A 12,900-nucleotide genomic window follows, 5' to 3' on the forward strand; every position below is an offset into this window, starting at 1 on the left:
GCAGCGCCCGCAGCTACCGCCGCTCCCGCGGCGCCTCCACCCGAGGCGCCCACGTCCACGGCACCCGCATCCGCATCCGAGGACGATGACGGGGGCGAGGGCGGGCTGGTGAACGGGGTCGGCGACAGGGAGGGCATCAGGCCGAGGAGGGTCGGGGTGGAGGGGGTGGGATGGCGGGTCATTGGGTGGGTCCTTTGAGGGGGCGTTGGTCGGAGAGTGGGGTCAGCGGCGTGCCTGAGCGGAGTTGGAAAGCTTCGTGGGTTTGGTGAATGGTGGGGGTCGGGAGGTCGGCCAGGTCGGTGAGGGTCCAGGCGACGCGGATGACTCGGTCGAAGCCTCGGGCGGTGAGGCGGCCGGCGGCGTAGTGGTCTTCCAGGAGTTGTTGGCTGGCGTCGTCCAAGGGGTGTTCGCGGCGCAGGACCGGGCCGGGGACTTCGCTGTTGAGGGTCCAGGCGGTGTCGCGGTAGCGGTGGGTCTGGCGGTCGCGGGCGGTGTGGACGCGGGCGGCGACGACGGCGGTCGACTCCGCTGCTTCGCCGGTGCTGATCCGGCGCGCGGCCGGGAGGATCTGGCGTTGGATGTCGAGGCGGTCCTTGATCGGGCCGCTGATCCGTTGGCGGTATCGCGCGAGGACCTGCGGTGTGCAGCTGCAGATGCCCTGCTCGGTGCCGGCGAGGCCGCAGGGGCACGGATTCGCCGCGAGGACGAGCATGAAACGGGCCGGGAACTTCGCGACCGCGGCTGCGCGGTGGACCTCGACGAAGCCCGACTCGAGCGGCTGGCGCAGCGTGTCGAGCGTCAGCGGATGCATCTCGGGCGCCTCGTCGATGAACAGGATGCCGCGATGCGCGCAGCTGATGGCGCCGGGCCGCGGCACGCCCGAACCGCCACCGACGAGGCTCGCCAGCGATGCCGTGTGGTGTGGCGCGATGAACGGTGGGCGGACGACGAGCTCGGCGTCGTTGGTGAGCAGCCCGGCGAGTGAGTGGACGGCCGAGACCTCGAGGGAGTCGTCCATGCTTAGTTCGGGCATGAGCCCGGCCAGCCGTTCCGCGAGCATGGTTTTGCCCGAGCCCGGCGGGCCGTGCAGGAACAGGTGATGACCACCGGCCGCCGCGGCCTCGATCGCCCGCCGGCCTTCGAACTGGCCGATGACGTCGTCGAGATCCACCGCCGGGACCCGGGTCAGCGATTCCGAGACCAGGCGTGGCTCGGCGCGCGACGGCGCTTCGTCAGGGATCTCGACGCCGCGAAGCAGAGCCAGCACCTGACGGAGCGAGCGAGCGCCGTACACCTGGATGCCGGGGACGAGGCGGGCTTCGCCGACGTTCAGGTCGGGTACGACGATGCGGTCGAAGCCGGCGCGGGACGCGGCCAGGGTCATCGCGAGCGCGCCGCGGACCTCGCGAATCCGGCCGTCGAGGCCGAGCTCGCCGATGATCGCCGTCCGGCGGAGCGCCTCCGGCTCGACGACGCCGGCAGCCGTGAGCAGCGACAGCGCGATGGCGACGTCGTAGTGCGAGCCGGTCTTCGGCAGGGTCGCCGGTGACAGGCCGATGGTGACCTTGCGGTCGGGGAATCGCTCGCCGCTGTTCACCACGGCGGCGCGGACGCGGTCGCGGGCTTCGGACAGGGACGCGTCGGGGAGTCCGATGAGGGTCGTCTTCGGCAGGCCCTGGGCGATGTCGGCCTCGACCTCGACGAGGTGGCCTTCCAGCCCGACCAGGGCGACGGACCAGGTCTGTGCGAGCGGCATCAGGCCGCACCTCGCACGTGGTCCACGCTCGGTGGCGTGTCGTGGTCGAACAGGATCGCGATGACGTCGATCCGGATCTCGGCCGGTCTGAGCTGATGGGTCTGTAGCCAGCGGCCCGCCAGCTTCCGGAGCGTGGCGAGCTTCCGGTAGGTGACTGCCTCCAGCGGGCTGCCGTAGTTCAGCCCGCGGCGGGTCTTGACCTCACAGACGACCAGCGTGTCGCCCTCGCGCGCCACGATGTCGATCTCGCCGAGCTCGCAGCGCCAGTTGCGCTCGAGCACGGCGAAACCGTGCGTGCTGAGATACCTCGCGGCGAGATCCTCGCCGTACCGTCCGACGGTGTTCCTGGTCCGCATCGATGACCACCTCCGGCAGAGAACATGCCGGGATCAGGCCTCGGAAACGGACCTCACTTTCCGCCTGTGGACAACTTCAGCGACCGAAGTCGGAGTCCTTCGGGACTTCCAGGTCGGATTTCGCGAGCTCTTCGATGTTGACATCACGGAACGTGACGACCTTGGCGTTCTTGACGAACCGGGCGGAACGGTAGACGTCCCAGACCCATGCGTCGGCCATGGTCACCTCGAAGTACACGTCGCCGCCCTCGGTGCGGACCTTCAGGTCGACCGCGTTGCACAGGTAGAAGCGCCGCTCGGTCTCGACGACGTACTTGAAGATCCCGACGACGTCCTTGTACTCCCGATAGAGCTGGAGCTCCATATCGGTCTCGTACTTTTCCAGGTCGTCTGCACTCATCGGCTCTCCACTCCGGTGGGACTGGTCACATTCTGTCCCATAACGGGTCGCATAGTGCGGCGGACATTCTCGAACCGCCGTCGATGTTGTGGGCACGGGCCGTACTCGTCCAGCGCCGCCTGGTGTTCGGGGGTGCAGTAACCCTTGTGGATGCCGAACCCGTACTGCGGGTATTCCTTGTCCCAGTGCTCCATCACCCGGTCCCGCGTCACCTTGGCAATCACGGACGCCGCGGCGATGCAAGCCGCCACGCGGTCGCCCTTCCAGATCGCCAGACCCGGTACGCCGAGCCCGTCGACGCCGAACCCGTCGGTGAGCACGTACGACGGCCGGACGTCGAGCCGGAACAGCGCGCGGCGGAGCGCCTCGACGTTCGCCACGTGCATGCCGAGCCGGTCGCACTCGGGCGCCTCGATGGCCACCACCGACCAGGCCAGCGCACGCTTGCGGACCTCGTCGTAGCAGCGGTCCCGCGCCTTCGCGGTGAGCAGCTTGGAGTCGGCCAGGCCCGGGATCTGACCGCGCTTGCCGTCCGGCAGGATCACCGCGGCCGCCACCAGCGGACCGGCGCACGGCCCACGGCCCGCCTCGTCGACGCCCGCGATCGGGTCCAGGCCGACGCGGCGCAGGGCGCGCTCGTACCCGTACAGCCCGGCGTCCCGCCGTACCGTGCTTCCGCGCGGTAGCGCGCTCATCCAGCCCTCCGCATCACACCGTCCACCCTAGATAACAGAGGCGACGGATGCTCACTTAGGTGGTGGCGTGAGGGAGATCGAGGGCTTGTCCGGCGGCGGACCGGCGGCCGGCACCGACTTGAACGTGTCCGGTACGCCGAGTTTGCCCCAGCGACCCGCCGGCCAGACGATCATGATCGCCCGCCCGGTGACCTTGTCGAGCGGCACGAACGCCGCGTCGCCCTGGTTGCCACCGTTCGCGTCGACGTCCTGGAGGTGCACGCGAGAGTCCCCGGAGGCGGACCGGTGGTCGCCCATCACGAAGATCTTGCCGGCCGGAACGGTGACCTGGAAGTCCATCTGGGACGGCGCGTCACCCGGGTAGAGGTAGCTGGTCTCGTCGAGCGGCTGACCGTTCACCAGCAGCCGGCCCTTGGAGTCACAGCAGGCGACCTTGTCACCCGGCATCCCGATCAGGCGCTTGATCAGGTGGCCGTGGCTGGAATCGGGCAGCAGGCCGACGATCTCGAAGAACCGGCCGATCGAGCCACGCTTCTGGCCGCTCTCCTCCGGGCCGAGCCAGCCGCCCGGGTCCTCGAACACGACCACGTCACCGCGCTTGACATCGGTGAGCTTCTCCACCACGACCCGGTCACCGACCAGCAGGGTGTTCTCCATCGACTCGCTCGGGATGATGAACATCTGCCCGACGAACGCCCGCAGGATCGATGAGACGATCAGCGCGCCGACCACGATCAGCACGAACTCGCGGGCCGCCGCTCCGAAGCCCGAGCGGTGGGCGGATTTGGCGTCCGTCTTGGTCGGTGTATCGGTCACTTCTTCAGCCCCGGCTTCTTGAAGGTATCCGGAGGACGCAGCATCGTCATCCGGTCAGACGGCCAGATTACGCAACAGGCCCGGCCAACCACGTTCTCGACCGGCACGAATCCACCGCCGGGACCGCCCATGTGGGCACGGGAGTCGGCGGATTGCGCGCGGTTGTCCCCCATCACCCACAGGTGACCGGCCGGCACCAGCACGTTGAACGGCACCTCGGACGGCTTGGCATCCTTCAAAAGGTACTCCCGCTCGTCCAGCGGGATGCCGTTGACGGTGATCTGCCCCTGTTTGTTGCAGCAGATCACCCGGTCGCCGCCGATCCCGATCACCCGCTTGACCAGGTGTCCCTCACCGCTGCGCGGCAGGATGCCGACGAACTCACCGATCCGGCGCACCGTGCCCGGCTGGGCCTCGGCCTCGTTCAGCCAGTTGGCCGGGTCCTTGAACACGATGATGTCACCGCGGTCGACGTCCCGGTGCAGGTAGCTGATCTTCTCGGCGAGGATCCGGTCGTCCTTCGTCAGCGTGTCGTACATCGACTCGGACGGGACGTAGAACGCCTCCGCGACGAACAACCGCAGGACCACCGTGATGACGAGCGCGAGCACCGTGACGGTGCTCATCTCGACGAGCAGGCTGAGCAGCGGATTCCGCTGCTTCAGCCTGCGGTGCCGCCCCTTGCTGCGACGTGCCCTCGAGACCGGGCGAGGGCGAGCGCGAGTCGCAGTGCTCGGCGCCATAGGTGACCGTCGTCGTTAGGACGTCAGGACGCCGGAACTTCGCGCTTCTCCTTGATCTTGGCTGCCTTGCCGCGCAGCTCGCGCAGGTAGTACAGCTTCGCGCGGCGCACGTCGCCGCGGGTCACGACCTCGATCTTCTCGACGATCGGGGTGTGCACCGGGAAGGTGCGCTCGACGCCGACGCCGAAGCTGACCTTGCGGACCGTGAAGGTCTCCTGCAGGCCGCCACCCTGGCGCCGGATCACCACACCCTTGAACACCTGGACGCGGGAGCGGTTGCCCTCGACGACCTTGACGTGCACGTTGACGGTGTCGCCGGCGCGGAAGGCGGGGATGTCATCGCGCTTGCTGGAGTTGTCCAGCTCGTTCAGGACGTTGGTCATCAGGTGTCTCTTTCTCGCGCGTGCCACAGGTCACCCACGATTCTCGGTGGTGATGAAGTCATCAAAAGGCTGCCGGTCGGTGGTCACCCCCTGTGGCAGGAGCACCGAAGGGCAGCAGCAGACAATCTTGCCACACGCCCCACACCGTGACGAAATCAGGCCGCCCCGGCAGCAGAGGGTGAGAACCCGATGCCCATCACCGGCCTTATTTCCGGCGGCGCCGCTTGGCGAGGTGGACCAGGTCGACCTTCGGCGTCTGCGGCTCCCGCCGGGTCTCGCGGTACCCCGCCTTCTGGTACAGCGCGAGGTTCCGGTCGCTCAGCGCACCGGTGTTGAGCGTGTACGACGTCACCTCGGCGGGCGCGAGTCGCTCGGCGGCCCGGAGGAGGCGGGCGCCGAGACCGCGACCCTGCCAGTCCGGTGCGACCACCAGGCGCTCGATGTGGCCCACCGAACCGTCGACGGTCAACTGGACGGCGCCGACGATCCGAGCACCCGCAACTGCCTTCAGGACGATCGCGCGCTCGACGCGGGCCGCCGTATCGGCGACGTCCGCGGTGAGCGGCGGGATCGTGTAGTCGTCGTACAGCCGGGCCTCGGACAGGAACGCGGCCAACTGCAGCACGTGGATCTCGCCGGCGTCGGCGATTGTTGCGGGGAGCACCCGTACGGCGTCGGCGTCGTCCTTCTCGGCGAGCGCGTCGCCCCAGGCCGCCAGGAGATCCGGCCGGCGTTCCGAAGTACGGCGTACCGACTCCTCGTGGCGCCAGTCGGCGATCAGGCCGTGGTTCCCGGACAGCAGCACCTCGGGTACGTCGTGTCCGCGCCAGCTCGTCGGCTTGGTGTAGACCGGGTACTCCAGCAGGCCGTCGCCAGAGTGCGACTCCTCCGCGAGGGACTCCGGGTTGCCGATCACGCCAGGCAGCAGGCGCGCGACTGCCTCGACCATCACGAGGACAGCGACCTCCCCGCCGTTCAGCACGTAATCGCCGATCGACACCTCGTCGACGCGCATCCGCTCCCCCGCGTACGCCGCGACGCGCGCGTCGATGCCTTCGTAGCGACCGCAGGCGAATGCGAGCCACGGCTCGGCCGCGAGCTCATAAGCGAGGTCCTGGGTGAACGGACGCCCCGCCGGTGTCGGGACGATCAACCGGGGTTGCGCAGGACCGTCGAGGGGCGCGATCGCATCGAGGGCCTGGCCCCAGGGCTCCGGCTTCATGACCATGCCCGCGCCGCCGCCGTACGGGGTGTCGTCGACGGACCGGTGCCGGTCGTAGGTCCACTCGCGCAGGTCGTGCAGGTGAATGTCCAGCAGGCCGCTCTTGGCCGCCTTGCCGACCAGCGAGACGTCCAGGGCGGCCAGGTACTCCGGGAAGATCGTGACGACGTCCAGACGCATGTCAGTCGGCGTCCGGCTCGGTCTGGACCACCTCGGCGCCCTCCGGGTCCAGCAGACCGGGGCGGTCGGCGACGACGACGTACTGCTTGTCCAGGTTCAGCTCCGGGACCAGTTCCTCGACGAGCGGCACCAGCACGATGTTGCCCGCCGTACGGCGGATCTCCAGGAGGTCCTGCGACGGCAGGTGCACGACGTCGGTCACCGCTCCGACCTCGGCACCGTCGGTGGTGCGGACCGCGAGACCGATCAGGTCGCGGTCGTAGTACTCGTCCGGGTCCTCCGGGCGCTCGTCGTCCGAGACCTCGGCCTGCACGAACAGATTGCGCAGCTGCTCGGCCGCGGTCCGGTCCGGCGCCTCGGCGAACTTCACCAGCAGCTTCCCGCTGTGCCAGCGGCTCGACTCCACGGTCAGAGTGCGCGCCACCTTGGCCTCCGTCACCACGGTCGCACCGTCCGCGAACCGCCGGTCCGGCTCGTCGGTGCGCACGTCGATACCGACCTCGCCCTTGATCCCGTGTGCGCGGCCGATCCGCCCGACAGTCACCAACACCTGCACTACTCCTTTGTACGAGATGAAGGGCCGCACCCCAGACCGGGTGCGGCCCTTCACAGGACTACTCGAGTCAGCGGCGCGGGCGCCGGTTGAACTCGTCGACGAAGTCGATGCGCAGCGAGGACTCGGAGCTGAGGGCGCCGACGACGGTGCGGATCGCGGTCGCGGTACGGCCGTTGCGGCCGATCACCTTGCCGATGTCGTCGGGGTGGACGTGCACCTCGAGGGTGCGGCCACGCCGCAGGTTCCGGGCCCGGACGCTGACGTCGTCGGGGTTGTCCACGATGCCTCGGACCAGGTGCTCGAGCGCCTCGGTCTCCATCATCGTCAGGCCTCGGTGGTCTCGGCCTTGGCCTCTTCGGCCTTCGGCTCCGCCTTGGCGTCGTCGGCCTTGGGCTCCTCGGCCTTCGCCTCGTCAGCCTTGGGGGCCTCGGCGGCGTCGTCCTTCTTGTCAGCCTTCTTCGCCGTCTTCTTGGCGGTGACGGCCTCGGTCTTCAGCGAGCCGTGGGCCTCGGCCAGCGCCTCGTTGAAGATCTCCTGCTTGTCCCGCTTCGGCTCCTTGACCCGCAGCGGCGCGGGGGCCGGCAGGCCCTTGAACTGCTGCCAGTCGCCGGAGGCCTTGAAGATCGCCTCGACGGCCTCGCTCGGCTGCGCGCCGACGCCCAGCCAGTACTGCGCCCGCTCCGAATCGACGCGGATGAACGAGGGCTCGGTCTTCGGGTTGTAGATCCCGATCTCCTCGATCGCCCGGCCGTCCCGCTTGGTGCGGGCGTCCATCACGACGATGCGGTAGTGCGGGGTGCGCTTCTTGCCGATGCGCTTCAAACGGATCTTGACTGCCACGTTTGTGGGGTCTCCCTCGGAAATACATGTCTGGGTGAGCGCCACGGGTCGTCGTGGGGACAACGGGGTGAACACTCGGATGGGCCGACCGGGCCGTGGAGTTAGAGGGCTGCACAAACCTGGACGGACTCAGCCTGACATTCTGCCAGATTCCCCGGCCGCCAACCAATTCCAGCTCTGCTGGAGTCCTGGTGGGCGACGAGCAGGATCCGGCCGACGCCCTCCGCACGCTCGCTCGTGGTCACGCGGTGTACTGCCGCCGCTACTTCGCCCGGGGCGCTCTGGCGCTGCGCGTGGAGTTCGTCGGCCAGCAGCACCCGGTCGCCGACGCGATCGAGGCGCCGTTCGACGAAGAGCTGGACGTCCGCGCGGTGGCCGGCGTACGGAACCTCGCACCGAAGGGCTGAGCGATAAAGCTACCGAACAGCCCTGGAACGAACGGGTCAGTGCTTGATGAACTGCGCGAGTCCGGGGAGTTCGGCGGCGTACGTGTCGAGCAGCTTGTGTGCCACCGTGACCGAGTCGATCAGCGGATGCCACGCGAACGCACGTAACGCCTCGTCCCGCGAGCCCGACGCGGCGGCCTGGATGGTCGTTCGTTCGACGGCCTTCACCGAACAGACCAGGCCGGCCTGATGGTCGGTCAGCTGCGACACCGCCACCGGTAGCGCACCGTTGGCGTCCACCGTGCTCGGGATCTCCACCACCGCGTCGTCGTCGAGCTGACGCAGTACGCCGCGATTGCGGACGTTGAGGATCAGCGAGGCCCGTTCGTTGTGCGCGATCGCCCGCATCAACGACAGCGCGACCTGCTCGTACCCACCGGCCGCCATGTCGCGCTCGTCCCGCTCCCCCGCGTCCGCGACCTCACGGCTCTCCACCATGTACGTCGACTCACGCTCGGCCCGCGTCTTCTGCCACAACTCCAACGCCTGCCCGGGATGCTCCCCGGTCTCGGCGTAGAAAGCAGACTGCTGCGCCAGCAAGAACGTGCCGCGCGTCTGCTGCACACCCTGTACGGCGGCCAGCGTCTCGCGCGCGAAGTAGTAATAGTGCAAGTACTCGTTCGGAATCGACCCGAGCGAACGCAGCCACTCCGCACCGAACAGCCGGCCCTCTTCGAACGAGGACAGCGCATCAGCCGACTGCAGGAGGTCCGGCAGCCGATCCACTCCACCGGACCGCAACCCACGCAGCCAGCCGAGGTGATTCAGCCCGGCGTAGTCGTAGAACGCGGTCGACGGATCCACTCCGAGCGCCAGCGCGGCCCGACGCCCCAGTCCGGACGGGGAGTCGCAGATACCGATCACCCGGTCGCCCAGGTACGGAATCATCGCCTCGGTCACCATGCCGGCCGGGTTGGTGAAGTTGATGGTCCACGCGTCCGGTGCGACCGCCGCGATGCGCTGGGCGATCTGTACGGCGACCGGAAGCGTCCGCAGTCCATAAGCGATCCCACCGGCGCCGACCGTCTCCTGCCCGAGTACGCCGAGGTCCAGCGCGACCCGCTCGTCGACGGTCCGACCCTCGAGTCCACCAACCCGAATCGCGGAGAAGATGAAGTCCGCACCGCGCAGCGCCTCGTCGAGATCCGTCGTCTCAGTCACGACGGGAGCGTCGGCGATACCGGCTGCTTGTTGATGCAGCACGGCAGCGATCGCCGACAGTCGGGTGCGATCGGCGTCGTACAGGACGACGGATGTGATCCGTCCGGCGCCGCGGTCGCCCAGCAAGGCGTGGTACACGAGCGGCACGCGGAAGCCGCCCCCGCCCAGGATCGTCAGTCTCACGCGAGCACCACCTGCACTCCTGCCTCGGTCAGTTGGGCCCTGGTCGCCTCGTCGGCGCCGGGCTCGGTCACCACCATGGAGAGTTCCCCCGGCTCACACACCCGGGCAACCCCGTGCCCCGGGAACTTCGTCCGGTCGGCGAGCAGCACCACCTGATCGGCGGCCTTGATCATGGCTCGTTTGACCGGCACCTCGATCATCGTGCTGTCCATCACCCGGCCGTCGGGCCGGACACCACTGGTCCCCAGGAACAGCCAGTCGACGTGGATCTGCCGCAGGCTCTCCTCCGTCAGGTACCCGACCAGGGACCGGTAGCTGCGCCGCACGAACCCACCGAGCACGATCAGCTCGACCTGCTCGTCGTTCTGCAACTCCTCCAGTACGGCGAGGTTGCTGGTCACCACCGTCAACGAGCGCCCGTGCAAGTGCTGCGCGACGCGAAGTGCCGTCGTACCGATGTCGAGCAGGACGGACTCGCCGTCGGCCACCAACTCGGCGGCGCGGCGCGCGATCCGGTCCTTCTCCTCGGCATGGACGGCGTTCACGTCGGCGAACGGCTCGTCGCCACCGTCGACGGCCAGCGCACCGCCGTACACCCGGGTCAGGCGGCCCTCGGCGTGCAACTGCTCGAGGTCGCGGCGGATGGTCGCCTCGCTGACGCCGAGCTTCTCGGCCAGCACCTTGACGCCCCCGGCCCCATCGGCCCGGAGCGCGCGAACGATCTGATCCTGACGCTGCTTCGGCAACACACGCAGACCGTATCACGCAAACTCCGTCATTTTCAGTCAAAGTTGTGATCAGGTATTGCGGATCCCGTGCAAGAGTTTCAAGATTCATGCACGAGTTTGATCGACCCTGCAGGAGTGTGCTGACGATGCACGAACTGGACGTCTCGGATGGTGCGGTCTCGGATGTCTTCGATGTCGTCGTGTCCGGTCTGGTCTTCCAGGACCTCGTGCTAGGCCTGCCCACGCCGCCCCGGCCGGGCACCGAGGTCTGGGCCACCGAGTCGCACGAGAGCCCGGGCGGGATCGCGAACTTCGCGGTCGCGCTGGCCCGGCTCGGGCTGCGCACCGGGATGGCCGCGGTGTTCGGCGCGGACGACCTCGGCGACCGGGTCTGGCGCCGGCTCGCCGACCACGAGGGCGTCGATCTGTCACTCTCCCGCAGACTCGCCGGCTGGCAGACCCCGCTCACAGTGGCCCTTGCCTATGACAACGACCGGGCACTGGTCACGCGGGGCACCCCTCCCCTGCTGTCGGCCGACGAGCTGATCACCACGCCGCCGGTCGCCCGGGCCGTCGCCGCCCACATCGGCCCCTGGCCGAACGAGTGGCTGGCGAAGGCGAAGGCGGCCGGCAGCGTGGTGTTCGCCGACGTCGGGTGGGACCCGACCGAGGAATGGGACCCGGCGGTGCTCGATCAGCTCGCGCACTGCGACGTGTTCCTGCCGAACGCCGACGAGGCGCTGGCCTACACCCGGACCACGTCACCCGGCGCGGCACTCGAAGCACTGGCGACGAAGGTCCCGCTGGTCGTCGTGTCGAACGGCGCCGACGGCGCGGAAGCCCTCGACGCGAGGACCGGCGAGCGCGTCGCCGTACCTGCGTATCCGGTCCCGGCGGCGGACACCACCGGGGCCGGTGATGTGTTCGCCGCCGGCTTCATCGCCGCCACGCTCTGGGAGCTGCCGCTGGAGCAGCGGGTGCGGTTCGCCGCCCTGGCCGCGGCGCTGTCCGTCACCCGGCTCGGCGGCGCGGACGCCGCGCCGCGCTGGGACGACCTCGCGGCCTGGCAGGCCGCGCACCCCGAAGACCACCACCTCCAGGCGCTGATCAGCGCACACTCAGGAAGGTAAGAACCATGGAGCTCTCACGTCGGACGCTGCTCGGGGGCTTCGCGGCCGTGGCCGGAGGTTCGCTCGTCGGCTGCTCGTCCGGGATGAACAACGCCGGGGCACCCGCGAAGAAGAACGTCGCCACCGAACTGACCATGTGGTGCTGGCCGGGCGGCCTCGGCAAGTCGGTGCTCGACGACACGATCGCGCACTTCCCGGACCCGAAGATCAAGTACTCCGAGATCGGCGGCGACTTCAAGCAGAAGCTCGTCACCACGTTCAACGGCGGTACGTCGATCCCGGACATCACCGGGCTGAAGGGCGAGGACATCGCCTCGCTGCTCCCCCAGGCCGAGCGCTTCGTCGACCTGAAGACGATCGGCGCGGACTCGGTCCTCGGCGACTACCTGGACTGGAAGGTCAAGCAGGCCACCACACTGGACGGCAAGGTGATCGGCCTGCCGATCGACGTCGGCCCGACCGCGCTGTACTATCGCGAGGACATCTTCGCGGCGGCCGGTCTGCCGAGCGACCCGGCGAAGGTGGCCGACCAGCTGAAGACCTGGGACGACTTCTTCGCGGCCGGTGTCGAGCTGAAGGGCAAGAACCCGAAGGCGCTGCTCGTCTGGGACGCCACCGACCTCTACGACATGGTGGTCGGACAGGGCACCGAGCGGTACATCAACAAGGACAACAAGTTCGTCGGCGACCAGGACCACATCCGCAAGGCCTGGGACACCTCGGTCAAGGCGATGACGCTGAAGATCGACGGCAAGACGCCGAGCGGCAAGCCGGACTGGAACGCCGGCCTCGACCAGGGCACGGTGCCCGCGCACATCGGTGCGGCGTGGGTCGCGCTGGACATCAAGTCCGCGGTCAAGACCAGCGCGGGCAAGTGGCGGCTGGCGCCGACGCCGGGTGGTGCGGCGAACTTCGGCGGCTCGTTCCTCGCGATCACCAAGAACGCGGCCGACCCGCAGAAGGCGTTCGACGTGATCAAGTACATGCTGAGCCCCGACAACGAGGCCAAGGCGTTCGCCGACGCACAGATCTTCCCGTCCACGCCGGCGGCGTACGACAAGCCGCAGCTCAAGGCGGCGGACAAGTTCTTCGGTGGCCAGGTGCCGATCGACGTCTTCGGCCCGGCCGCGAAGACCATCCCGGTCGCGTACCAGAGCCCGTACGACGACTCGGTCGCCGCACCGTTCCACGACGAGCTCAAGACCGTGCAGTCCGGCGCCAAGACCTCCGACGCCGCGTGGGCCTCAGCCGTCTCCAAGTCCAAGGCCATCGCCAAACGTCAGGGCGTGCAGTGACAGTAGCGGC

General features: G+C 68.8%; 16 protein-coding genes. 3 read left to right on the top strand and 13 right to left on the bottom strand.

Translation table 11 applies throughout. The features are described from left to right. Positions 1-178: 178 nt before the first annotated feature. The 11 genes from AC0662_RS33365 to rpsP form a co-directional block, all read right to left on the bottom strand. Entirely contained in the window at positions 179-1,756 is a 1,578-nt protein-coding gene (locus AC0662_RS33365) for a YifB family Mg chelatase-like AAA ATPase (protein WP_478305658.1), read from the bottom strand. Next, on the bottom strand, positions 1,756-2,112 hold the full coding sequence (locus tag AC0662_RS33370; RefSeq protein WP_452204596.1) for a YraN family protein: 357 nt from the start codon (positions 2,110-2,112) through the stop codon (positions 1,756-1,758). Before AC0662_RS33370 ends, AC0662_RS33365 begins: the two co-directional genes overlap by 1 nt. 76 nt (positions 2,113-2,188) lie before the next feature. Then, positions 2,189-2,512: a DUF2469 domain-containing protein gene (locus AC0662_RS33375; RefSeq protein ID WP_012922325.1), complete on the bottom strand. Its 324-nt coding sequence runs from the start codon at positions 2,510-2,512 to the stop codon at positions 2,189-2,191. Next, on the bottom strand, positions 2,509-3,207 hold the full coding sequence (locus AC0662_RS33380) for a ribonuclease HII (RefSeq protein WP_452204597.1): 699 nt from the start codon (positions 3,205-3,207) through the stop codon (positions 2,509-2,511). The genes AC0662_RS33375 and AC0662_RS33380 overlap by 4 nt, the downstream gene beginning before the upstream one ends. A gap of 51 nt (positions 3,208-3,258) precedes the next feature. After that, a complete protein-coding gene (gene lepB / locus AC0662_RS33385) occupies positions 3,259-4,023 on the bottom strand; it encodes a signal peptidase I (RefSeq protein ID WP_452204598.1) in 765 nt (254 codons plus the stop codon). Further along, entirely contained in the window at positions 4,020-4,649 is a 630-nt protein-coding gene (gene lepB / locus AC0662_RS33390; RefSeq protein WP_452204599.1) for a signal peptidase I, read from the bottom strand. The genes lepB (AC0662_RS33385) and lepB (AC0662_RS33390) overlap by 4 nt, the downstream gene beginning before the upstream one ends. Before the next feature lie 140 nt (positions 4,650-4,789). Further along, complete coding sequence (gene rplS, locus AC0662_RS33395) at positions 4,790-5,149, bottom strand: 50S ribosomal protein L19 (protein WP_452204600.1); 360 nt, start codon at positions 5,147-5,149, stop codon at positions 4,790-4,792. Between the two features lie 205 nt (positions 5,150-5,354). Then, complete coding sequence (gene trmD / locus AC0662_RS33400) at positions 5,355-6,551, bottom strand: tRNA (guanosine(37)-N1)-methyltransferase TrmD (RefSeq protein WP_478305661.1); 1,197 nt, start codon at positions 6,549-6,551, stop codon at positions 5,355-5,357. Position 6,552: 1 nt separating this feature from the next. After that, complete coding sequence (gene rimM / locus AC0662_RS33405) at positions 6,553-7,101, bottom strand: ribosome maturation factor RimM (RefSeq protein WP_452204602.1); 549 nt, start codon at positions 7,099-7,101, stop codon at positions 6,553-6,555. A gap of 73 nt (positions 7,102-7,174) precedes the next feature. Beyond that, positions 7,175-7,426 carry an RNA-binding protein gene (locus AC0662_RS33410; protein ID WP_131292053.1) on the bottom strand — a complete coding sequence of 84 codons (252 nt, stop codon included), beginning with the start codon at positions 7,424-7,426 and terminating at the stop codon, positions 7,175-7,177. A gap of 5 nt (positions 7,427-7,431) precedes the next feature. Then, positions 7,432-7,947 (bottom strand): 30S ribosomal protein S16, encoded by a 516-nt coding sequence (gene rpsP, locus AC0662_RS33415; protein ID WP_452204603.1) that lies wholly within the window; start codon positions 7,945-7,947, stop codon positions 7,432-7,434. 191 nt (positions 7,948-8,138) lie between these two features. On the opposite strand from rpsP, the gene AC0662_RS33420 reads away from it, so the two are divergent. After that, on the top strand, positions 8,139-8,354 hold the full coding sequence (locus AC0662_RS33420; RefSeq protein ID WP_478305664.1) for a hypothetical protein: 216 nt from the start codon (positions 8,139-8,141) through the stop codon (positions 8,352-8,354). 36 nt (positions 8,355-8,390) lie between these two features. On the opposite strand, the gene AC0662_RS33425 is transcribed toward AC0662_RS33420, so the two are convergent. Together AC0662_RS33425 and AC0662_RS33430 are read right to left on the bottom strand one after the other, a co-directional pair. Beyond that, positions 8,391-9,737 (bottom strand): 6-phospho-beta-glucosidase, encoded by a 1,347-nt coding sequence (locus AC0662_RS33425; RefSeq protein ID WP_478305666.1) that lies wholly within the window; start codon positions 9,735-9,737, stop codon positions 8,391-8,393. After that, positions 9,734-10,486 carry a DeoR/GlpR family DNA-binding transcription regulator gene (locus AC0662_RS33430; RefSeq protein WP_387776855.1) on the bottom strand — a complete coding sequence of 251 codons (753 nt, stop codon included), beginning with the start codon at positions 10,484-10,486 and terminating at the stop codon, positions 9,734-9,736. Before AC0662_RS33430 ends, AC0662_RS33425 begins: the two co-directional genes overlap by 4 nt. A gap of 125 nt (positions 10,487-10,611) precedes the next feature. On the opposite strand from AC0662_RS33430, the gene AC0662_RS33435 reads away from it, so the two are divergent. Next, positions 10,612-11,595, top strand: a complete 984-nt coding sequence (locus AC0662_RS33435) for a carbohydrate kinase family protein (RefSeq protein WP_478305668.1) — start codon at positions 10,612-10,614, stop codon at positions 11,593-11,595. Between the two features lie 5 nt (positions 11,596-11,600). Beyond that, a complete protein-coding gene (locus AC0662_RS33440) occupies positions 11,601-12,890 on the top strand; it encodes an ABC transporter substrate-binding protein (RefSeq protein ID WP_478305670.1) in 1,290 nt (429 codons plus the stop codon). Positions 12,891-12,900 lie beyond the last annotated feature (10 nt).

Source organism: Kribbella sp. NPDC043289 (assembly GCF_056436705.1).